31 protein-coding genes and 1 tRNA gene are annotated in these 21,569 nt (G+C 42.6%); 24 read left to right on the plus strand and 8 right to left on the minus strand.

What is annotated here, in order from left to right:
- Positions 1-74 precede the first annotated feature (74 nt).
- Both GKR48_RS06695 and GKR48_RS06700 read right to left on the minus strand, forming a co-directional pair.
- Positions 75-284 (minus strand): hypothetical protein, encoded by a 210-nt coding sequence (locus GKR48_RS06695; RefSeq protein ID WP_230088619.1) that lies wholly within the window; start codon positions 282-284, stop codon positions 75-77.
- A gap of 37 nt (positions 285-321) precedes the next feature.
- Complete coding sequence (locus tag GKR48_RS06700) at positions 322-549, minus strand: Cro/CI family transcriptional regulator (RefSeq protein WP_154627511.1); 228 nt, start codon at positions 547-549, stop codon at positions 322-324.
- Positions 550-643: 94 nt separating this feature from the next.
- Here GKR48_RS06700 and GKR48_RS06705 point away from each other — a divergent pair, with 94 nt between their 5' ends.
- The 16 genes from GKR48_RS06705 to GKR48_RS06780 all read left to right on the plus strand — a co-directional run bounded on the left by GKR48_RS06705 (position 644) and on the right by GKR48_RS06780 (position 7,006).
- Positions 644-1,351, plus strand: a complete 708-nt coding sequence (locus tag GKR48_RS06705; protein ID WP_132495058.1) for a LexA family protein — start codon at positions 644-646, stop codon at positions 1,349-1,351.
- A 178-nt stretch (positions 1,352-1,529) separates the two neighbouring features.
- Complete coding sequence (locus tag GKR48_RS06710; protein ID WP_154627512.1) at positions 1,530-1,745, plus strand: host cell division inhibitor Icd-like protein; 216 nt, start codon at positions 1,530-1,532, stop codon at positions 1,743-1,745.
- Between the two features lies 1 nt (position 1,746).
- On the plus strand, positions 1,747-1,941 hold the full coding sequence (locus tag GKR48_RS06715; protein WP_154627513.1) for a hypothetical protein: 195 nt from the start codon (positions 1,747-1,749) through the stop codon (positions 1,939-1,941).
- Between the two features lie 165 nt (positions 1,942-2,106).
- The gene (locus tag GKR48_RS06720; protein WP_154627514.1) at positions 2,107-2,355 is read left to right on the plus strand and encodes a hypothetical protein; all 249 of its coding nucleotides are present in this window, start codon (positions 2,107-2,109) and stop codon (positions 2,353-2,355) included.
- A 3-nt stretch (positions 2,356-2,358) separates the two neighbouring features.
- Positions 2,359-2,553: a hypothetical protein gene (locus GKR48_RS06725; protein WP_154627515.1), complete on the plus strand. Its 195-nt coding sequence runs from the start codon at positions 2,359-2,361 to the stop codon at positions 2,551-2,553.
- Positions 2,546-2,782, plus strand: coding sequence for a hypothetical protein (locus GKR48_RS06730; protein ID WP_154627516.1), 237 nt, complete (start codon positions 2,546-2,548; stop codon positions 2,780-2,782). The genes GKR48_RS06725 and GKR48_RS06730 overlap by 8 nt, the downstream gene beginning before the upstream one ends.
- Positions 2,783-2,784: 2 nt before the next feature.
- The gene (locus GKR48_RS06735; RefSeq protein ID WP_154627517.1) at positions 2,785-3,036 is read left to right on the plus strand and encodes a hypothetical protein; all 252 of its coding nucleotides are present in this window, start codon (positions 2,785-2,787) and stop codon (positions 3,034-3,036) included.
- Positions 3,037-3,038: 2 nt separating this feature from the next.
- Positions 3,039-3,461 (plus strand): hypothetical protein, encoded by a 423-nt coding sequence (locus GKR48_RS06740; RefSeq protein ID WP_154627518.1) that lies wholly within the window; start codon positions 3,039-3,041, stop codon positions 3,459-3,461.
- A gap of 74 nt (positions 3,462-3,535) precedes the next feature.
- Positions 3,536-3,877, plus strand: coding sequence for a hypothetical protein (locus GKR48_RS06745; protein WP_154627519.1), 342 nt, complete (start codon positions 3,536-3,538; stop codon positions 3,875-3,877).
- Positions 3,874-4,167 (plus strand): ANR family transcriptional regulator, encoded by a 294-nt coding sequence (locus GKR48_RS06750; protein WP_154627520.1) that lies wholly within the window; start codon positions 3,874-3,876, stop codon positions 4,165-4,167. Before GKR48_RS06745 ends, GKR48_RS06750 begins: the two co-directional genes overlap by 4 nt.
- On the plus strand, positions 4,160-4,672 hold the full coding sequence (locus tag GKR48_RS06755; RefSeq protein ID WP_154627521.1) for a hypothetical protein: 513 nt from the start codon (positions 4,160-4,162) through the stop codon (positions 4,670-4,672). The genes GKR48_RS06750 and GKR48_RS06755 overlap by 8 nt, the downstream gene beginning before the upstream one ends.
- 9 nt (positions 4,673-4,681) lie before the next feature.
- A complete protein-coding gene (locus tag GKR48_RS06760; RefSeq protein WP_154627522.1) occupies positions 4,682-5,434 on the plus strand; it encodes an ORF6N domain-containing protein in 753 nt (250 codons plus the stop codon).
- On the plus strand, positions 5,434-6,045 hold the full coding sequence (locus GKR48_RS06765; protein WP_154627523.1) for a hypothetical protein: 612 nt from the start codon (positions 5,434-5,436) through the stop codon (positions 6,043-6,045). The genes GKR48_RS06760 and GKR48_RS06765 overlap by 1 nt, the downstream gene beginning before the upstream one ends.
- A gap of 220 nt (positions 6,046-6,265) precedes the next feature.
- A complete protein-coding gene (locus GKR48_RS06770; protein WP_154627524.1) occupies positions 6,266-6,514 on the plus strand; it encodes a hypothetical protein in 249 nt (82 codons plus the stop codon).
- Complete coding sequence (locus tag GKR48_RS06775) at positions 6,501-6,818, plus strand: hypothetical protein (RefSeq protein ID WP_154627525.1); 318 nt, start codon at positions 6,501-6,503, stop codon at positions 6,816-6,818. Before GKR48_RS06770 ends, GKR48_RS06775 begins: the two co-directional genes overlap by 14 nt.
- A gap of 35 nt (positions 6,819-6,853) precedes the next feature.
- Positions 6,854-7,006, plus strand: coding sequence for a helix-turn-helix transcriptional regulator (locus GKR48_RS06780; RefSeq protein WP_041701684.1), 153 nt, complete (start codon positions 6,854-6,856; stop codon positions 7,004-7,006).
- 76 nt (positions 7,007-7,082) lie between these two features.
- On the opposite strand, the gene GKR48_RS06785 is transcribed toward GKR48_RS06780, so the two are convergent.
- A tRNA-Arg gene (locus tag GKR48_RS06785) sits at positions 7,083-7,159 on the minus strand.
- A 188-nt stretch (positions 7,160-7,347) separates the two neighbouring features.
- Here GKR48_RS06785 and folD point away from each other — a divergent pair.
- Both folD and ybcJ read left to right on the plus strand, forming a co-directional pair.
- Positions 7,348-8,205 carry a bifunctional methylenetetrahydrofolate dehydrogenase/methenyltetrahydrofolate cyclohydrolase FolD gene (gene folD, locus GKR48_RS06790; RefSeq protein ID WP_036952132.1) on the plus strand — a complete coding sequence of 286 codons (858 nt, stop codon included), beginning with the start codon at positions 7,348-7,350 and terminating at the stop codon, positions 8,203-8,205.
- A gap of 17 nt (positions 8,206-8,222) precedes the next feature.
- The gene (gene ybcJ, locus GKR48_RS06795; protein ID WP_108478314.1) at positions 8,223-8,435 is read left to right on the plus strand and encodes a ribosome-associated protein YbcJ; all 213 of its coding nucleotides are present in this window, start codon (positions 8,223-8,225) and stop codon (positions 8,433-8,435) included.
- A 62-nt stretch (positions 8,436-8,497) separates the two neighbouring features.
- On the opposite strand, the gene GKR48_RS06800 is transcribed toward ybcJ, so the two are convergent.
- Together GKR48_RS06800 and cysS are read right to left on the minus strand one after the other, a co-directional pair.
- Complete coding sequence (locus tag GKR48_RS06800) at positions 8,498-9,607, minus strand: protein-tyrosine phosphatase family protein (protein WP_154627526.1); 1,110 nt, start codon at positions 9,605-9,607, stop codon at positions 8,498-8,500.
- Positions 9,608-10,027: 420 nt separating this feature from the next.
- Complete coding sequence (cysS, locus tag GKR48_RS06805; RefSeq protein ID WP_154627527.1) at positions 10,028-11,416, minus strand: cysteine--tRNA ligase; 1,389 nt, start codon at positions 11,414-11,416, stop codon at positions 10,028-10,030.
- A 300-nt stretch (positions 11,417-11,716) separates the two neighbouring features.
- On the opposite strand from cysS, the gene ppiB reads away from it, so the two are divergent.
- The 5 genes from ppiB to GKR48_RS06830 all read left to right on the plus strand — a co-directional run bounded on the left by ppiB (position 11,717) and on the right by GKR48_RS06830 (position 16,127).
- Complete coding sequence (gene ppiB / locus GKR48_RS06810; protein WP_006659258.1) at positions 11,717-12,211, plus strand: peptidylprolyl isomerase B; 495 nt, start codon at positions 11,717-11,719, stop codon at positions 12,209-12,211.
- Positions 12,212-12,222: 11 nt separating this feature from the next.
- Positions 12,223-12,945, plus strand: a complete 723-nt coding sequence (lpxH, locus tag GKR48_RS06815) for a UDP-2,3-diacylglucosamine diphosphatase (protein ID WP_154627528.1) — start codon at positions 12,223-12,225, stop codon at positions 12,943-12,945.
- Between the two features lie 201 nt (positions 12,946-13,146).
- Positions 13,147-13,662, plus strand: a complete 516-nt coding sequence (gene purE / locus GKR48_RS06820; RefSeq protein ID WP_154627529.1) for a 5-(carboxyamino)imidazole ribonucleotide mutase — start codon at positions 13,147-13,149, stop codon at positions 13,660-13,662.
- Positions 13,662-14,747 (plus strand): 5-(carboxyamino)imidazole ribonucleotide synthase, encoded by a 1,086-nt coding sequence (purK, locus tag GKR48_RS06825; RefSeq protein WP_154627530.1) that lies wholly within the window; start codon positions 13,662-13,664, stop codon positions 14,745-14,747. The genes purE and purK overlap by 1 nt, the downstream gene beginning before the upstream one ends.
- A gap of 120 nt (positions 14,748-14,867) precedes the next feature.
- Positions 14,868-16,127, plus strand: coding sequence for an MFS transporter (locus GKR48_RS06830; RefSeq protein WP_154627531.1), 1,260 nt, complete (start codon positions 14,868-14,870; stop codon positions 16,125-16,127).
- A 101-nt stretch (positions 16,128-16,228) separates the two neighbouring features.
- On the opposite strand, the gene GKR48_RS06835 is transcribed toward GKR48_RS06830, so the two are convergent.
- The 3 genes from GKR48_RS06835 to ybbA all read right to left on the minus strand — a co-directional run bounded on the left by GKR48_RS06835 (position 16,229) and on the right by ybbA (position 20,884).
- A complete protein-coding gene (locus GKR48_RS06835; RefSeq protein ID WP_154627532.1) occupies positions 16,229-17,611 on the minus strand; it encodes an esterase-like activity of phytase family protein in 1,383 nt (460 codons plus the stop codon).
- Positions 17,612-17,753: 142 nt separating this feature from the next.
- Positions 17,754-20,201, minus strand: coding sequence for a putative ABC transporter permease subunit YbbP (gene ybbP / locus GKR48_RS06840; protein ID WP_154627533.1), 2,448 nt, complete (start codon positions 20,199-20,201; stop codon positions 17,754-17,756).
- Entirely contained in the window at positions 20,198-20,884 is a 687-nt protein-coding gene (ybbA, locus tag GKR48_RS06845; protein WP_154602453.1) for a putative ABC transporter ATP-binding protein YbbA, read from the minus strand. Before ybbA ends, ybbP begins: the two co-directional genes overlap by 4 nt.
- Here ybbA and tesA point away from each other — a divergent pair.
- Positions 20,852-21,487 (plus strand): multifunctional acyl-CoA thioesterase I/protease I/lysophospholipase L1, encoded by a 636-nt coding sequence (gene tesA / locus GKR48_RS06850; protein ID WP_154627534.1) that lies wholly within the window; start codon positions 20,852-20,854, stop codon positions 21,485-21,487. The genes ybbA and tesA overlap by 33 nt on opposite strands.
- Positions 21,488-21,569: the final 82 nt, after the last annotated feature.

The raw sequence follows: 21,569 nt of genomic DNA on the forward strand, positions 1-21,569 counted from the left end.
AAGTTTTCCCCTCTTCCCCAGAAAACAGTCTAGACGGCTAAACGTCTTAACTTCTGAATACTCCCTTGATGAAATTACTGACCAACCAACAACGGCGCTGAGGTATAACCTTGCATTGCCTTCGAATAACGTCTCACGTACTGCCTTAGCCTTGAGTTCGCTTCATGTCTCGCTTTGTTAACCTTGCGATATGAAACAGGCTCTAATTCCCAATGCTCCTGATACACTTCTGAATAAGCCACCAGCGCCCTATTTCTGGCGCTTGGTGACAGCTGCAATAACATTTCCTGAATCCAATTAGCGTCATCAGGAAAGTAATGCTTAGGCATCGGTATGTTGTGTATCTGGTGCATAAAAATCACTGTTAGGCTTGTTAGGGAAAGGCTTAACCTCTTCTGCGCCGACGACTTCGCCATCAACTCTAATGACGAAAATTTTTCGATTAGTTTTTATGGCCTTATTAATCGCGCTTTGCTGAATACCAAACAAATCAGCAACTTTTTTTTGCCCCAGCGTTGAAACTAATACTGACAATTCAATTTTTTCCATGAACGTCCCTCCTCAGAGGATTATCACCGCTAATAATAAAATAATCAACACCTGCGGTGATTGTTTTTATCTCCAGAGGTGATATTATTGCCACATGAAAAAGAAACCGTTGACTGATGAACAGAAAGCAGATGCCATTCGCCTAAAATCTATTTTTGAATCTAAGAAAAAAGATCTGGGGCTTTCGCAAGAAATTCTTGGTGAAATGCTTGGAATGGGACAAAGCGGAGTCGCTCAATTGTTAAATGGTGTAAATGCCATTAATCATGAGCATGCAGCTAAGTTTGCTAAAATATTGGACGTCCCCGTTGAGGACATAAGCCCATTTCTAGCTAAAGAAATTCGGGAGGTTTATCAATCCGTCTTATCAAACTCAGAACAGATTATTAATACTTACGAATACCCTTTGCTTTCAAAGGTACAAGCGGGTTCATTCACTGAAAATGAACATTCCTACACCAAAAAAGATGCTGTTGCATGGATTCCTACAGCTAGAAAAGCAAGCGACAGCGCATTCTGGTTAGAGGTTGAAGGCCACTCAATGACAGCGCCACAAGGTGGGCGCCCGAGCTTCCCTGAAGGGATGCTGATACTTGTTGATCCTGAAGAGCCTGTTGACGCGGGGGACTTCTGTATCGCTAGAATGAATGGTGATGAGTTCACATTTAAACGATTAATTCGAGATGCGGGGCGACCATATCTTGAACCACTGAACCCTAGATATGAACTAATACCTTGTGGAGTTGACTGCCATATTATTGGCAAAGTAGTTAAGTCTCAGTGGCCTGACGACACGTTTTAACTCCCCAACACATCAAATCCCCAAGCCCGAGCGATAAATACGCCGGGCTTTTTTATTTTTTATCCCTTTCAAAATCAAACATATAACCTTTGGTGATAAAATAATATCACTTGCGGTGTTGACTTATTTATCACTAGTGGTAATACTAAAAGCACGTCATAATTTTAAGGTTTAAAAAATGCCGACTATACATTATCCACCAAATTTAACTTTAGTTAAACCTGATATCCGTACAGGTCTGTTTAAGTTCTGCTTCTTTGCTGTAAAGCGTAGTGACCTAACCGACAAAGGCTGTCGCAAAGAAGTTTATGCGACTGATTTGAAATCAGCAAAATTACAACTTGTTCGTGATTATGTTTTATCACTGGCATCACAAACACCCGTAGGAGCGTGACATGTCACACGAAATTGAATTAAGTGTCGCCGCAAAAAAAAGCGCCCAATTGAATGCGGTACTCCATCAGTTAAACGGCATGCCTATTTGCAACACAATTGTCGATAGTTTAATTGAATTAGCTTATGAACTATCAAACCCTGTGGCAGGTTGGTTAATTGAAGAAAATGCACAACGGGATAATGGAAATGGATAAATTAATAACGACTGATACCAGTCAGCTTATAGACACAATGCATCGTGTTAAAGCTTTTCTGGTTGCAGCACAATTTCTAAATAGGGATTCAAGCGAACGTCACATTGCCAATGAATTAATCTGTCAAGCTGAGGATGAAATAGAAAGGTGTTTAGGGGGGGGGCGATGCTTAATATTGATAAGTTTAACGCTGTCCAAGATGAAATTAATTTGCTTATTGAAGATGTACGGAAAGCAAAATTTCAAACTAGGCGAGAGCGACGATTAACTGAAATAAGCACCTTACTTAATTACATTAAACTAAATTTTTTATCCAACAATAAAACTATTGATGTGGAAAACATACATTACTGGCTTCACGGTGTTCAAGTTATAGTCTCTCTCGAAGTCTGTGATATTGAAACAGGAAAGTAAGAAATGACAAGTAACATTGAATTAAGAAACTCTGCAAATACAAAACTAACTTATGCCAGAGCAATTATAAATACTATTTTAAACTCAGCCATCTTAGACAATGAAGATATCGAAAACACTTTAGAAGCAGCTTTAAAATTAATTGAACAAGCAAATGACAATGTAGCTCAGATAAATACTGAGGTTCCAAATGCATAATTTAATGTTACCCCCCCCTGTTGAGAGCAAGCACTCTGATTTACATAAAACAGCTTCACTTGCTCAAAGATATACAAGAGAGCTAACAGTAGAAATAAAGCCATTATTGAATAGATTATCTACATCATTTCCAAAAGAGGCTGGTCGACTTATTGGTTTATTGAGCGAAATTGATTTAATGACTAGCGTTACACTATCAAGAGTAGAAAAATTAATAAAAACGGACTAAGCATGAATACTGCAACTTATAACGCAATAACCATTAGTAAAATTAATAATATGCCCCCCCCTAAATACATTGATGAGTTTTGGCAACATCACGGTAAGTGGGAATGTAAAATATATAAGCTAGCAGATGGTGATTATCAATTAGTAAGTTCATTTTTCGAATATGAAAAGGCATCAGATGAAGCTAAAGAAATAATGAATCAATTACCAAAGATGAAAGAGCGAATTATCGCATTTTTAAATTTAAGGAAATAAAAATGACAAACAAAGCAAAGCCAGTAGAAATAACAACAGGCCACGACATTCAGGTCATTACTCGTGAAGTTTATCTTGTTCAACCTTGCAATAAAAGCTACTTCACTGAGGATGCCGCTATCAATAAATATGCTCACATCCTTGCTAGTGATGAATTCAGTAAGCAAGGCAAGCCAACTAACGAGCCAGATATTAAAACACAGTTGCCTGATGGAACTCCTGCCTTTAAGCGAGGCGCTATGCTGCCAGAGTATATCGATAGACAAGCAGAAATATACCGAGATTTAAAACAGAAGCTCAAAAAAGAAAAGCATCTTTTACAGCTAGAAAAGGAATGGCAGAAAGCAAACACCAAGTTCGAAGAAGCGAAAGAAGATGCGGTGATAAAATACGGAAGATTTCAAGAAGCATTAACAAATAAATAATTAAACAAGCAAATTAAATTTAAATCAGCGCCAATGCTGAGGGGATCCCCTTATCTAAATTCGAGATTGAGAAAATGGAAAAATTAACTTTATTAGATAAAAGAAGAAAACATTTTATTGATGCAATCTTTGATTACCTAAAGAGAAAAAATAAATCTACAACATTCGAGCGAACTGTAGATGGTATTAAATACCGTATTGATTTAGATACTGAGGTATTAAAACAGTCATTAATCAAACTGTATGAAAATAACATCTGCCGTAAAGAAGCAGGAGCAACAGACCAGCAAATAATTGAAGTCTACAATAGCTTTTATAATAAACACGGAAAGTTAACTGATGAAGGTAAAGAATTCATTAGTGATATTACTTTGCTAATCGCTGAACATTTACATCAAAAGGAAGTGAATAAATGAAATTAACTTATTTAAACATCGCCAATCAAGCAGCAGAATCCGAACGTGAAGGTGATTATTTAAAGGCGGCTCAATTATGGGAACAGGCTAAACATTTAACTAAAAGCGACGCTGTTCGCCAATGGGCTGAATATCGAGCTGAACATAATGCACTGCGCCACTCTTTATCAGCTCGTGAAACAGAACTAGCAGAACGAGCCAGAAAGGCACGGGAGAAATATAAGCTAAAAAAAGAAGCTGAATTGCTGGAAGAGAATATTAATAAAACTTCAGAGGTGGACTGTGAGTAAAAATATAGGAACGTTATATCTGAAAAATAACAATATGACTTCAGATGAAATTATAGATTTTCTTAAAGAAACAAATGCACCTAGATTTCTACTGAATAAAGAGAGACTAGAAACCAATTCGCCTCCACTAACAGACGATGAAAAACTAGAGTATGCAAAATATTCAATTAATAACTACAGGAAAATTATTGCAGGGGAATATTTACTATCTTGCTTTGAAAGATTCGGACCTGGTGTCACCAGTACATACGCTTTTCGTCACGAAAATAACATTATTGCCCTTGATGAGGAGGTTATCAAAACTCTACTTACTCACCAAATTGAAAAAGTGATTTTAGAAAAACGACCTAATGAAGGCTATTTAGCCTTATGGCAGTTTTACGTCAGTAATGATCAACATGAAAAAAGCACCGGTGAGAAATGGATGCAGAACTTTATTGATGACGTATTCATTAAAGGATACCAGCTTTTAGATTCGCCTGTTTCAAGCGATTTAATTCACTAGGGGAAGCACATGAACAACTTAATCACTATTAATAAAACTCAAATGCCTGTTGCTGAATATAAAGGTCAGCGTGTTGTTACTTTTTCAATGATTGATCTGGTACATGCTCGACCAGATGGAACGGCACGTGCCGCGTTTAATCGTAATCGTGAGCACTTTATCGAAGGCATCGATTTCTGTGAAGTAGGTTCGGACGTAATACGTACGGACCTCCCTGAAGGGATATTTTCTAAATTTGCACCTAGCGGCATCGTGTTGTTTGAGTCTGGGTATCTCATGCTAACCAAACCATTCAATGATGATGTTGCATGGCAGGTACAACGCGAACTGGTTAATAGTTATTTCCGCCAGCCACAAACCGCTATTAGTGAATTAGAAATGATTGCCCGGATCGCCAGCCATAATGCCCAGCAGCAACGCCAAATTAATCGTATTGATGAGAAAGTTGAACAGATGCATGAGACTGTCGAGCAAATTAAACAAGGCACTATTCCTGCAGGCTGGATTGGTTATTCACTGGCAAAAACAAAATCAGGTCTGACTATTGATAAGTGTAAGACGCTTGCCAAGCAATACAGTATTCGCAAAGACCAGATAACCATTCTTACGCCAGAAGGGATGCCTAGACCTATGGCTATCATCCATGAGGCTGATTTCATGGCAGCAATGAAAAACATGATGAACGAAGCAGAAAATCGCGGTACTCGCTGGTATCACCCGAAAATGGGATTGTTTCAGGCAATTGGTTGGGAGGAAAAATAATGAAAGCAAAATTACCACATATTGATGCTGACTTAATCCGAGCGGCTTTAACTTTGATATCCGTAAATGATGACCCGCGCATGGTAACAAAGGTTGTTCACATTAATAACCAGTACATAGAAGCAACTAACGGGCATGCATTAATCAGAATGAAACACAACGCAGAGTTCGACCAGGATGTTGCTGTTCAGTTTGTATATTCAGTACCTGAAGAGGCTGAATTTCTTGATATTAATAGCCATGATGATGGAAGCCACACTGTTACTTATTACCGTCAGGATCGGGATGAAGAGTTTAGGCCATTTGAGAAATCAGAATTAGTTCTCATGCAAGAGCGTTACCCTGATTTAACTCCATTACTAACCAAATCATTCAAAGAGGAGAAAACGCCTCTTTTAGCATCCCACTATTTAGCCCTGCCTTATTTAATGTTTGGCAGAGGTAGTATTGATATTTTGCCTAGTGAAGACGACCGCTCCGTTCTGTTTGCCATGGATGCCTTAACATCGGAAATATATGGTGAACCCATTTTAATCGCTATGGCCATGGAAAAGGATATCCACAAATTATCTCAATCTTTACGTGACCAGGTTATGGGGATTGACGAATGAAAATTGAATATATCGCTAGCAAAACAGGCAACACAGCCAAAGTAGTGATCCTGTCTTTCATTACCGAACGCAGAAAAGTGAATCACTTAATTGATATGGCCCTACTTCGGGCGCCAGTTCACGAATCAACGATAGGTTTCTTTTTCCGAGTGACGACGATTTACGGTAAGGCGAATCACGTTCTACGGGCTTATAAATGTATTTGCAAGGAGGCTAACAAGTGATTGAACAAGATAACACCGAACACGAGATTAATGAATACAACTCTCCGATCCTCAAAGCCGTACACCATGTTGATGACGGCTGCGATTGGACTACCAGAATTATTCATGGAATTCGACAGCGCTGTTATATCAGGATGGGTATATGCCCTCCTCTACCACCAGCACCACAAATCGTTGCACCAAAGTTAATCCCGATCACCAAAAAGAAAAAACGCGCAAGGAAGGTGAAAGATGACAACGCTTGATTTTAACCTCGTCAATATCATTACAAACGCAGGTGGTGATCCGGGTGATGTAACGGATGCTGTTTGGGATGCCGGCTATCAACGAATGAATTTTACCATAGAGGAAATCATTCAAATGACAACTGAGCAGATTGGTTTCTGTGTCTGCTGCTCTATTCCACAAAATGTATGGCCAACAACCGTCGAGGATCTTAGCAAAGGAAATTTAAACACCATTATCGATGATGCTATGTCTTTGGGTGTACCCGCTGAAGTTGCGGCAATGGTGTTAAAGAATGGATATGTGAAAGGAGGTGATAAGTGACTTCCACAACGACAAGATACATTAAATGGAAAGAGATGATCCAATTAACTGGAAAGAGTAAACCTACAATATGGAGAATGTACGCTAAACGAAATGAGTTTCCTAAGCCAGAAAGAACGAAAGGTGGTACGTTTTTAGGTTGGCCAGAGCACGTTTATGAAGAGTGGGTCAGGAGCGAAAAGCTGTAATACTAACTTGACCCGTTACTTGACCCGCACCTCTTGCGGGTTTCTTTTTAAAATCACATAACTCATTGATTTTAAATGGTACGCCCTACAGGATTCGAACCTGTGACCTACGGCTTAGAAGGCCGTTGCTCTATCCAACTGAGCTAAGGGCGCATTGTGTGCGCAGACAGCCTATCTGGCTGATGGCGTTGAATTATACGGTTGCTGAGCGCCGAGTCAATGGCTTTTCACTACTTAAATAACGATATGGTTACTTTATCTATCAGATAGACCTGACATTGCTAGCAAGTTCTGACAAAATAGAGGCATCCCCCGTGTCTCATATATGGATTAAGTTACAGATGTTAGCAAAAATTATTGATGGGAAAACGATTGCGCAAGCAATTAGACAGGAAGTTGCTCAAAAAGTACAAACTCGTATTGCCAATGGTAAACGAGCTCCAGGGCTTGCCGTTATTCTCGTAGGCGCTAATCCCGCTTCTCAAATTTATGTTGGCAGTAAGCGACGTGCTTGCGAAGAAGTTGGCTTTATTTCTCGCTCCTATGATTTACCAGACACGACCACTGAAGCTGAATTGCTCAAGCTGATTGATGACCTTAACCAAGATAATGAAATTGATGGCATCTTAGTTCAGTTACCATTACCTGCTGGCATCGATAACGTCAAAGTGATCGAACGCATTCATCCCGATAAAGACGTCGATGGTTTCCACCCTTATAACGTCGGGCGCTTATGTCAACGTGCCCCTCGCCTGCGTCCTTGTACGCCAAGAGGGATTGTTACCTTACTTGAGCGTTATGACATTAATACCTACGGTTTAAATGCCGTTATCATTGGCGCATCAAATATTGTTGGTCGTCCGATGAGCCTTGAATTATTATTAGCGGGCTGCACCACCACCGTCACCCATCGCTTTACCAAAGATCTCGAACAGCATGTCCGTAATGCGGATCTACTGGTCGTGGCTGTGGGTAAACCTAACTTTATTCCAGGCGAATGGATCAAACCGGGCGCTATCGTTATCGATGTGGGTATTAACCGCTTAGAAAATGGCAAAGTGACTGGAGATGTTGACTTCGATGAAGCGTCAAAACGCGCTGCATGGATCACACCCGTACCGGGCGGTGTTGGGCCAATGACCGTGGCTACACTGATTCAAAACACGCTACAAGCGTGCGAAGAGTACCACGATATTTAATGTAATTTGGAGTCACAATGGATATTTTTCATCTTGATGGTCATCCCCATATTGAGCTATGCGACCTGCTAAAAATTGAAGGTTGGGCGGAAAGTGGCGCGATGGCAAAATCAATGATTGCTGATGGCTTAGTGCAAGTTGATGGCGTTGTTGAAACACGTAAACGCTGCAAAATTGTCGCAGGCAAAGTCGTTTCTATGGGAAGCGAACAAATCAAGGTGCAAGAGTAGTTCTCACAGCACCCTTGATAGAGGTGAGCTGAGCTCTGTTCAGCTTACCTTTTGTTACCCAATCAAAAAGCCCACTTACTGCTTGTTTTTGTTGGGGATAATGGTGCATTTGTGAATTCTTGTAATTGCCGATATTGTGCTTCATTCTGGACCATATTCGGGCTTCCTGTTTCCCGTAACGCTAATACGATATTTTCCATCGATAGTTTATTTTCTGCCTTTCTCCACTGCATGCATGCCGCTAATACCCCTGTTCGGCCAACGCCAGCTTTGCAATGAATAACGGGAAGCGGTTTATTTTCTCCTTCTATTTCTACTCCTTGATTTTTATAGAGTTCAAATAAGCGACCTTCATTGATGACTCTAATGAGCTGGTTTAATTTAACTAACTCCTCCGTTGTCACCGTTCCCCCATCATCCCAATTAGTCACGTGGATCACAGGGATTGAATGCTTTTTATAGCCATTAAAAATATCCATTTTATATTGGCTAAACTCCAATGATTTTTCTCCTACATTGATTTGTTTAGGGACTACTTTATAGTCTTTTTTTTCTCGCCTAGTGGTAACTTCAATGGCGCCATATTTTTGATTACTCATAAAGTAAGGTGGCAGCTTATCTTTTTGAAAAATAGAGCCGTGGATCTCATTTTTTGATGCTAAGACGACTAATATCGGAGTCTTGTTTGCCATAAGCATAGATAGATGATTTTCAATGGCTTGAGCATTATCTTGGGGGTATTGGCAGCGAATGGCTAAATTTTCACTCCCCACTTGTAGCCGATTAGCAGCAAGGCTCACAATGGATTTATTGGCACTCCGTATTGATATCTGCGTGTGTTTCGCACTACCAATATTGGGATATCGCTGCCCTCTATTCTCCGTGTCGTATTCAATGTTTTTTTCATCAATAAGTGCATTCGTTTTCTCTAACAGCTTATCAAATTCAGAGCGCTGAACAGTGGCTAAAATATCTAATTTTAACTTTAGTCTATTTCTTTTGACGGATTTTGTTTCAGACAAATGAGGGCTAAGTTCGGAGATATTTTGGATGGATTTAATGCGTTCAGGGAAATGGCTTGTGTGTGATGATGCTGGAAATTCTGTCGATTGCGATACAGTTAGTCGATTAGCGTTTATTGGAAGCATATTTAGCCTTATCTCTATTTTCATCGTGAGTGAATTCACCGTTTCGATGACCCAATATTAAAATCCATTGTTAACATTTCACTTAACAGTATCGATAACCGCCCCACCTCACGCTTGCAAATTTAGCCGCAGCATCCATAAAAAAACCCACCAAAAACAGATCATTTTTAGTGGGTTTTGTTCTTATTTGTTAACCTACATCTATCTAAATATTACCACTAAAAAGTTGTATTTTTAGGGTGTATATTTCACTTAAAATTTTCTATTTACCTAAATTATTCGAATTGTAGCAAGGCGCCACCGTACAAAATATACCAAAGAATAGTATTCTAAATAGTTCGTGTTGTGGCTAGGCGGCTAACAAGGATATCTCGGGGAGCATACATGAGTATGTGACCCGTAGCCGAGTGACGCCAACACCGCCACAGCACGAAATATGACGAACTACTTGCGACGCCACGTAGTGCCCGCAGACGAATCCTCTAACACAATTCCCATTGACGTTAAAGCATCGCGCGCCTGATCCGCCAGCGCCCAATCCTTACTTTGACGCGCATCGTTACGCTGTTTAATCAGCGCTTCGATTTTTGCGACTTCCGCATCATCTTCGCCTTGTGCACCACCTTGCAAGAAAGTTTCAGGATCCTGCTCTAACAGCCCCAGCACTTTTGCCAGCTCACGTAATTGAGCTGCCATGCCGTTTGCTGCATCCATATTTTCAGTTTTCAGTCGGTTTAATTCACGCGCCATATCAAACAATGCCGAATAAGCTTCTGGTGTATTGAAGTCGTCATTCATCGCTTCACAGAAACGGCTCTTATACACTTCACCGCCTGCCGGAGCAGCCGATTTATCCGTACCACGCAGTGCGGTATACAGACGCTCTAACGCGGTGCGGGCTTGCTTTAAGTTCTCTTCGGTATAGTTCAATTGGCTACGATAGTGACCCGAAAGCAGGAAATAACGTACAGTTTCTGCATCGTAGTACTCTAATACATCACGGATGGTAAAGAAGTTATTAAGAGATTTAGACATTTTCTCTCTATCAACCATCACCATACCGGAGTGCATCCAGTAATTAACGTACGGACCATCATGGGCACAAGTAGATTGTGCAATTTCATTTTCATGGTGCGGGAACATTAAATCTGAACCGCCGCCATGAATATCAAAATGGTTGCCTAATGTTTTGCTGTTCATTGCCGAACATTCAATATGCCAACCTGGACGACCTAATCCCCAAGGCGATTCCCAGCTTGGTTCACCCTCTTTGGACATTTTCCATAACACGAAGTCCATTGGATTACGTTTTACATCAGCCACTTCAACACGGGCACCCGCTTGAAGCTGGTCTAAATCTTGGCGAGATAATAAGCCGTAATTTGGATCAGTTTTGACCTCAAACATGACATCGCCATTATCTGCAACATAAGCATGACCGCGCTCAATCAAGCTTTCAGTTAGCTCAATGATTTCATGAATATGGCGAGTAGCACGCGGTTCGCTGTCTGGACGTAGGATATTTAATGCATCAAAATCTTTGTGCATTTCCGCTAACATGCGCGTCGTTAACTCTTCCACGCTTTCATTATTTTCAGCGGCACGTTTAATGATTTTGTCATCAATATCCGTCACGTTGCGCACATAATTCAGGTCATAGCCTAAATAGCGTAAATAGCGGCTAATTGCATCGAAAGCCACAAAGGTACGACCGTGACCAATATGACACAAATCGTAAATGGTGATGCCACACACGTACATCCCAATCTTTCCAGCATGGATGGGTTTAAATTCTTCTTTTTGACGACTCAGTGTATTGAAAATCTGTAGCATCTTTTTATTTCCATTTTATTAGTACGTGTATATCTATCATACATCAGATTATCGCGATGTTGAGGATAAAATATCCAGATTCAACCTTACGAAAATAGCACGGTATTGAATCGCGATCACCCGAAGAAAGCAAGGTTAGCGCCTGACTTTATCGCCTTATTTATTAGGTCACTGTTATGGGATAACCTATTTTGCAAACACACTGTCGCTTCAAGTCAGGTTTTATCTGTGATATAAACTTGCTGATCTCAACGCTTTCGCAAGTTAGCGCATAAAAAACAATTATTCAGGATAGCTATTATGGTTACATTTCATACCAATCACGGTGACATCGTTATCAAAACTTTCGCAGACAAAGCACCCGTTACTGTCGAAAACTTTTTAACCTACTGCCGCGAAGGTTTCTACAATAATACCATTTTCCACCGTGTTATTAACGGCTTCATGATCCAAGGCGGTGGTTTTGAGCCGGGCATGAACCAAAAAGACACTAAAGCGCCTATCAAGAACGAAGCTAATAACGGACTGAAAAACAGCCGCGGTACATTAGCAATGGCTCGTACTAACGATCCACACTCAGCAACAGCACAATTCTTCATCAACGTCGCTGACAATGACTTCTTAAACTTCCGTTCAGAGCGCCCAGATGGCTGGGGTTACTGCGTATTTGCTGAAGTGGTTGAAGGCATGGATGTTGTTGACAAAATCAAAGGCGTTTCAACAGGTCGCAGTGGTTTCCACCAAGACGTACCTCGCGAAGACGTAGTGATTGAAAAAGTGACTGTCAGTGAGTAATCCCTGAATTTATGTCCACTTATATCATTGCAGACTTGCATTTAAGTGAAGATGAACCGGCGATCACCGCCGGTTTTCTTGCATTTATTGAACAGCAAGCCATCCACGCCGATAGCCTGTATATCCTCGGTGATTTTTTCAATTATTGGATTGGCGACGATGATAATACCCCCTTGCATCAGCAAATCGCTCAAGCCTTAAAACAGCTGAGTGAACGTGGAATTCCTTGTTATTTCATTCATGGCAATCGCGATTTTTTATTGGGTCAACGTTATGCAAAGCAGTGTGGCATGACTATTTTGCCCCAAGAAACTTTACTTGAACTTTATGATAAGCGTATTTTAATTATGCACGGCGATACGTTATGCACCGACGATGCCGCTTATCAAAACTACCGTAAAAAAGTCCATACTCCTTGGATCCAACGGGTATTTTTACTTCTACCGCTCTTTATTCGCCGCCGTATTGCGCAAAAGATGCGTCGCAATAGCCAATATGCCAGCAGTATGAAATCCGAAGCCATTATGGACGTCAATTCTGACGCAGTGATTGATGCCTTAAACCGCCACCAAGCACAATGGATGATCCACGGACATACGCATCGCCCTGCTATCCACGAGATTAATATCGGTGGTCAACTTCATTTTCGTGGAGTTTTAGGCGCATGGCACAGCGAAGGTTCCGCCTTTGTGATCAACGAAAACGGCATTGAGCTTATTTTCTTTCCTTTTTAACATAGTTCCTTTTTAACACAGTTCCTTTTTAGCATTTCTATCTTGATAAAGACACCTAGGTAAATTGTTGGTCGTCAGTACGACCGTTTGCTTACTTTATAATCACGCAAACGTTTTCCTTGTCCAATTACCGTGATATGATCGGGGCAATTCACATTCCCACCCTCAGGGTGATATTTTTCAATACAGGGATCACACCAAATGACTGCCCAAGTTCCTGCTCAATCTGCGGCAAAAATCGCCATTGTTATGGGTTCTAAAAGTGATTGGACAACCATGCAGCATGCTGCTGACGTGCTGACCGAACTGCAACTGCCTTTCCATGTTGAGATTGTTTCTGCACACCGCACGCCAGACAAACTGTTTTCTTTTGCTGAAAATGCCAAACAGAATGGCTTTGATGTGATCATCGCAGGTGCCGGTGGTGCAGCTCATTTACCAGGAATGTTAGCCGCCAAAACGCTGGTTCCCGTCCTTGGTGTCCCTGTACAGAGTGCGGCATTAAGTGGTGTCGATAGCCTGTATTCTATCGTTCAAATGCCAAAAGGCATTCCCGTTGGCACACTTGCTATTGGGAAAGCAGGCTCAGCTAACGCCGCTCTGCTAGCCGCACAAATTTTAGCCACTCATGATAGCGAGCTATTCAATCGCTTATCCGCATGGCGTGAAGCACAAACCAACGACGTATTAAATAACCCAGATCCGAGGGAAGCGTAATGAAACCGGTTTGTGTCCTTGGTAACGGTCAATTAGGTCGCATGTTGCGCCAAGCAGGCGAACCGCTAGGCATTTCTGTCTTTCCGGTTGGGTTAGATGCCGAGCCTGAAGCCGTTCCTTATCAGCAAAGTGTGATCACGGCTGAAATTGAGCGCTGGCCTGAAACCCCATTAACCAAAGAGTTAGCACGTCATAATGCATTTATTAACCGTGATATTTTTCCTCGGTTAGCTGACCGCTTCCCACAAAAAAGCCTGTTCGACTCGTTAAATTTATCGACAGCGCCTTGGGCACTATTAGAATCACTAGACCAATGGCCAGAACTATTCGCCACTCTGGGTGATTTTTTGATCGTGAAACGCAGAACAGGTGGCTACGATGGCCGCGGCCAATGGCGTGTTCGCCCCGGTGACGAACAAAACCTCCCAGCAGAAATTTACGGTGAATGTATCGTAGAGCAAGGGATCCCATTTGATGCTGAAGTCTCCGTGATTGGTGCTCGTAGTCAATCCGGCGAATCCGTATTCTACCCAATCACCCATAATCTTCACCAAGAAGGGATTTTACGCACCAGCGTCGCTTTCCCTGATGCAAACCCTGCCCAGCAACGACAAGCACAGGCGATGCTCAGTGCCGTGATGGATGAGTTAGGGTATGTCGGTGTGATGGCAATGGAATGTTTTGTGGTTGGCGATAAACTGCTGATCAACGAAATCGCCCCACGCGTTCATAATAGTGGACATTGGACTCAAAACGGCGCATCTATTAGCCAATTCGAGCTTCACTTACGCGCAATTTTAAATTTACCGATGCCGACGCCAGAAGTTTTCAGCCCTGCTGTGATGGTCAATTTAATTGGCACTGATGTTAACCAAGAATGGTTAAATCTGCCTTTAGTCCATTTACATTGGTATGAGAAAGAAGTGCGCCCTGTACGTAAAGTGGGTCACTTAAATCTGACTCATAGCGATGTCCATCAGCTCGAAAATACCCTCGATAATTTGATCCCAATGCTGCCAAATGAGTATAAAAGTGGCATTGAGTGGGCAAAAACAAAATTAGGCTGGTACTCTCGCCAAAAATAGGGAAAATAGCGCTATTCGTGCCCGAAAGTGATATTTCGGGCATTGTGCTATTTTTGCCCTACTTTTATAGTGATTACTTGTGAGTGATGACTAACTCACTAGGGCGCCACTGGAGTGCATATGCCAGAAACACAAGCCTCACCGTTTAGTCCGTTATACCAATGGTCGATTCTTATTCTCCTCGGACTGGTTTATTTCCTTGCTACTGCCACCACCTTCACCTCATTAGGCGTAGTATTACCGAGTATGATCGGCGAATTAAAGTGGAGTTGGACTGAGGCAGGCTTTGGTTTTACTTTACTCGGGTTAACCTGCGGTTTAGCGAGCTTTCTACCCTCATTGCTAATACGTAAAGTCGGTGTTCGTCTCACGCTGCTTTTAGGTATGCTGGTGTTCTGCTCTGGCTTCTATAGCCTCTATTCCACCGAAGCTATCAGCACCTATTTCTTAGGAACCGCCTTGATTGGCATCGGGTTTACACTATTAGCGACCGTTCCGGGCACCTATGTACTTTCTCGCCTATTTGAAAAACAATCTCTGGCATTTGGATTGTATTTCACAATTGGTGGATTAGGCGGCGTTGCCGGTCCTTGGATTTACTTCTACGCATCGAATCAATTAGGCTCTTGGCGGATGCACTGGGTATTGTGTGCAGTTTATCTGAGTATTGTCACCATCATCACTATCTTGGCATTGCGTGAAGGGAAAAAAGAACAAGACCACGCCAAGAAAATAATGCAAAAACAAGTCAGTCATGCGAATAAGCCTATTTATCGTACCGCTGAAGTTTGGACCGTTCGCCGCGCATTACGCACTTGGCAATTCTATTTAATTGCCGCAACTTATACCTCTTTCTTATGGTGCGGGATCACCGTGAATAGTTTTGCCGTTGCACATATTGAAGAACGCGGATTTGGCATGACCATCGCAGTTTCCTTGCTAAGTACCATGGCGTTTGTAAATGCATTTTCGCGCTTCTTAGGGGGCGCAGCAGGTGAATGGCTGGAGCCGAAACGTTTATTGATTGGTAGCCTAATTATCATGGTGCTTGGCGTAGTGGCACTGAGTATCTCCACATCATGGTTCTGGCTGATTTTATTCGTGATTTGTGTGGGTGTCGGCTACGGCATGACCTTCTTAGCCTCCAGTGTTTTACTGTCTAATTATTTTGGTCGCGGGCCTTATTTAGAGTTGTTCTCCGTCGTCAATTTAATCTCAACAATTGCCTGTTTAGCACCATTTATCGCAGGGGCAATTAAGGATATTACAGGCAGCTTTACTCCTGCATTTTTGACCATTGCCGCTCCGGTTATCGTGATCCTATTTTTTACTTTAATGATGAAGCCACCTGCTTTAGAAGTAAAAAAGATTAATCCCTAAAAAGAAAAACGCTCGGGGATAACCCGAGCAAATATCAAACCAAGGGAAAAACAAGGATCCATTTACACGTTCTACTTCATACCGATATAACCGATGACGAATTACTTCAATAACTCGGGTACTTTCAGCAAAATAAATTCATTATCATCCGCTTGATTGGGTTCACGGCTGGAAGAGAACGGGTAGTTATTATCGTTACCGACGATAATATGTTCATTATCCACGACATCCACGTTTTCAATCGTAAAGAATGGGAAGGTAAATACCCCATCATTTAGCGGTTTTCTGGCTAGATTATTAGGATCTTGGATGCTCATCAGGTCAATATAGGCTTGCTTATCCACTGCACCGCCTACATTTTTATCCGAAAACTCAATACGATAAACACGTTTAAATTTGGCTAAATTGCTAAAGCAATTTTCTTTGTTTGTTGCACCTTCCGCACATGCTTTATCTGCAGTACCTTCGCCATTATCACGTTCGATAATCAAACCGTGAGTGTCATCAATCAAGTTAAAATCACCAATCGCATTTTGATTATCTTCAAAAACATATAACCAACTGCGCCCCGTCCAATCCTGTTTTTTCACATCAAATTCAAGAATACGCGCAGCTCTCTTGCCGTTCACATTCTCATAATCTTGCTTATCTTCTTGCCACAAAGTGCCTTCCAGCATTGGATAAAGTTTGGTGCCATCCGGCGATGATGCCATTCCCTCAAAACCTTTTGAGCGATTGACTTGGAAGGCGACTTTATCCGCAGGTTTACCTGGTGTTGTCAGTGTGTAGTGATCAGGAGAAATGACTTTCTTGCCTTCAACTTGCGTTTCAAATAGCGCCAATACTTTGCCATCTAAATCCATTTTGATGAGATAAGGTCCAAATTCATCTCCCACCCACAAGGCTCCATCTGCAAATTGAAAACTTTCCGGATCAAAGTCACTGCCCGTTAAATAACGCTGCTCACTGCTTTCGTTAATAATATGAAAAGGAATGATTTTATTGGGGTCGTGGAAAAAAATTGTTTTCAACGGGTTGGCTTTTCCCGTTTTAAAATCAATATCATATTGAGTTAAATAGAGCATAGAATCAGGGGAATTCATTTTATTCCCAAAACCGTTATCTGTGAGCACCCAATAGGTACCATCATCCATACGCTTAATACCCGAATGACCTTGTAACGGTTGCCCCTTGATTGGAACAAACTTGCCCGTTGGACGCCCATCGGATTTTCCCTCGACTTTACTCAGAGTATCAACGCGAGTTCCTGTGGTGTATTTGCCACTGTGTTGCATATCCGAAGGTGCATTTTCCGGCGTTGGCACTGTCGCATCCACCGATAAAACAGCATGCCCAGCAAGTGTGGCGGGCACCTGCTTTTGAACTAATGATTGTTGAGCGATCCCTACGGTGCTAAATGAGATTAAACCAAGAATTAAAGAAAGAGATGTCAGCTTGAATTTTTTTCGATTAAGGCGAGCCATTGTTATTTTCCTATTTTTCATGCCATCAATAATTGATAGCCAAATAATAACCATGGCGAATGAAGGTTTTGTGAAGGATTAGAGACAGTTAGTTTAATGGGCATCCATCATGAGATGCCCATTAAACAACGGAGCCGTATTATCAACTATTAGACAAACGGCGATGTTGGCTACCCGTACCCAATAATCGCAGCCCTAACCAGCCACCGCATACGGATAATAAGAACCCTGCGCAGAGAGGCAGCAATACCCACAAGCGCCATTCTGGCTGCCACGGGAAATCAAATACCTTAGTTTGCAATAACCATAGTGCGACTTCAGCCCCAAATGCCGCAGCTAGCCCTGCCATTCCACCGAGTAAGGCAAATTCACTCCATAAAGTACGGCGCATCAATTTTTTGCTTGCACCGAGGGTGCGATACACCACCAGCTCCCGCTCTCGTTGGCTCATACCCACTTGAATCTGTGCGAGTAACAATAATAAGCCACAGAAAATCACCAAGACCACCATCACTTCTAAAGCTTGGCTTACCTGCTGTAAAATTTGCTGAATTTGCGTGATGATAGCACCAGTATCCAGCACATTAATCGTCGGATACTGATGGCTCAACTGAGTTAACAGTTGCCCATCACCATCATAATGGAAGCTACTCAACCACGTTTCTGGCATTGGTGATAACGTTTCTTCCGCAAAAATAAAGTAGAAATTAGGACGCAAACTTTCCCAATCCACTTTACGAACACTGCTCACTTTTGCCGTGAAAATCTGCGAACCTGCATTGAATGTTAGCTTATCGCCGATTTTTAACCCTAACTCTTTAACGACAGTTTGCTCAATGGAAACTTCTCCCGCTTTCGGCGGCCAACTCCCTTGCTCTAACTCGTTTGCAGGCGGCAATGTTGATTGCCACGTTAAACTAAGCTCTCGCCTAACCGTGTTATTATTGGGATCGCGAGCATCCGCCCACTCAATCGCAGACTGATCATTTATTTCCGATAAACGCGCTAACACAACCGGATTAAACTCTGTTGGCGTGACTTGATACTGCTTCAAAAGCTGCGTCACAGGATCAAGCTGAGATTGAGTCATATTGATCAGAAAATAGTTCGGGCTATCCGCAGGGAGCTGCTGCTGCCAGCGTTCTAAAAGATCCCCTCGAACCAAAATCAACAACGCCAATAGCATAAATGACAGTGAAAATGCGCTCATCTGCGTAATAGTTTGCAATGGTTGGCGTAACAAGCGACTGACTGATAAACGCAAGCTTAGCTGGCGAAATTGCATTTTTCTCAGCAACCACAACCCTAGCCAACCAATCAATGCCAGAAGCACCGCTACGACGACAATCCCCAGTAAGATTGACCATAACAGTGGGTTTACCCCCGCAAACAGGAATAACCCGCCGACCACAATCAACGTAACCACAGGCAGATAATAATACAGTGGCCAAATTGGTGATTTGGCATCTTCCCGTAACACTCGAGAAGGTTGAGTACCCATCAATTGATAGTAAGGACGGCTCCCCACAATAATCGCGATGATAAACAGCGTGGCCACCGCCCAGATCCACGGCCAAAGACTGGCGCTCGGCAAGGCTTTAGGTAACATTGCCGACAATATCTGCATTAAAATGCCTTCAAAAGCCAGTCCCAGCAAAGACCCTAATAATGCCGCAGCCACTAAAATCACTAACCACTGGCCGATAATCCACTTACGTAGCGCACTGCGGCCTGCCCCCAGTGTTTTCAAAACCGCAATAAGCTGATGACGGCTTCGACAATAATGGGTCATCGACACCACCACCGCCGCGATCGCCAATAACAGCGTTAGCAACACCGATAACAGTAAAAACTGCTGAGCGCGCTTAAAGGTTTTTCCCACCGCACCGCTATCATCATCCAAAGCATACCAGCGCTGATCGCTACGTAACTGAGCATCATATTTCTCTTTGAATGCATCAATCGCTTGGCGAGAACCCGCAAACATATCGCGATACGTTAAGCGGCTTCCGACTTGAATCGCCCCAGTTAATGGCGCATCCTCAATCGAGATCAACACCCTCGGTGCAATTTGAAAGGGGTTAAAACCACTATCCGGCTCCTGAATTAACGTTCCTGAAATCGTGAACGTCCCATCGCCGATATCAATCTGTTCGCCAACCTTTAAGTTCAGTAATTCCAATAATCTCTGGGCGACGAGAATATGCCCTTTGGTGGGCTTTAATCCCGCAGGCTCGGTCACTAAGTCACCGTATAAGGGATAACTCGCATCTGCTGCTTTCACTAACACTAACTGCGGGCGCCCCTCTTCATCAGCAGTAGAATACGCCATGGTCGAAAATGCAATCTGCTGGCTCAAAGTCATCCCAGCTTGCTTTGCAGCATCAAGCCAAGCTGGATCGCTCGGATGAGATGAACGCAGTACCAAATCCCCCGCCAGCAACTCTTGGCTCTGGTAGCTCATGCTATTTTCGATGCGGTCACTGATACGCCCTAACGCCAGCACGCAGGCTACCGCCAAGGTTAACGCGAGCCACACAATCAACAGAGACGGCGTTTTCCATTCACGCCAAAACCAGCGCCAAATCATGACTCTTCCCTCAGCTGCCCATCAACTAACCGTAATCGACGTTGGCAACGGGCGGCTAACTCATTGTCATGAGTGACCAAAATTAGCGTAGTACCGTGCTCTTTATTCATCGCAAATAACAAATCGGCGATTTTATCCCCCGTATGACGATCCAGATTTCCTGTGGGTTCGTCAGCAAATAAGATTTGAGGTTGGCCATTAAATGCCCGAGCCAATGCCACACGCTGCTGCTCACCGCCTGAAAGCTGCGCAGGCATATGCTTTAAGCGATTTCCTAACCCTAAATCCGTCAGTAAATTCACCGCCTGTTGATGACTTTTGGTTTCGGATTCGCCACGTAGTAATGAAGGTAATTGAACGTTTTCAAGCGCATTCAAGGTTGGAATAAGCATAAAGGATTGGAAAACAAAACCGACACTTTGCGCCCGTAATCGCGCCCGCGCTTCTTCGTCCATGGTCGTTAAGTCTTGGTCAAGCAACTTCACGGTGCCGCTAGTGCCATCATCCAACCCAGCAATAATGCCTAGTAAGGTGGATTTTCCTGATCCTGACTCACCAATTAAGGCAATTGTCTGACCAGACTCGACAATTAGCTCGACTCCTTGCAATATAGTCAGTTCATGTTCACCTTGACCAACACGTTTAATGAGATGATGAACTTCAAGAATATTTTGCGCCGACATATATTGGTTTTTCTCCTGTTAGTTACCGCCAGTGGACAAACACTCGCGGCAACGAAACTATTGATCCTCGGTGATAGTCTTAGTGCAGGCTATCGAATACCCGCCGAGCAAGCTTGGGCAACATTACTTGCCGAACGTTGGCAAAAAAAATCGCCACCAATTTTAGTTATTAATGGCAGTATCAGTGGTAATACCGCCTCTCAAGGGTTAGAGCGTCTCCCCACACTGCTTACCCAGCACAAACCAGACTGGGTACTGATTGAGCTGGGAGCTAATGATGGTTTGCAAGGACTATCTGTTGAACAGTTAGGTATAACATTACAACAGATTATTGACCAAATAGAGCAAAATGGTGCTAAACCGCTCTTAATGCAAATTCGCATCCCGCCAAACTACGGTAAACGCTACACATCCAGCTTTGAAAAAGTGTACCCAACGCTGGCTGAAAAAAATCACCTTCCGCTGATCCCATTTTTTATGGAGAGCGTGATCACCAAACCGGAATGGATCCAACCTGATGGTATCCATCCAACTGAGCAAGCTCAGCCTACGATTGCAGATTTTATGGAAAAACAGCTATCACCCTATTTATTAGCCAAATAATGTTATTAACCAAATAAAGTTATTCGCCAAATAAATTTGTTAGGTAAATAAATTATAATAAACCAATATGATAGCGAACATT

The organism is Providencia sp. wls1943, from assembly GCF_009706275.1.
Lineage (GTDB): Bacteria > Pseudomonadota > Gammaproteobacteria > Enterobacterales > Enterobacteriaceae > Providencia > Providencia zhijiangensis.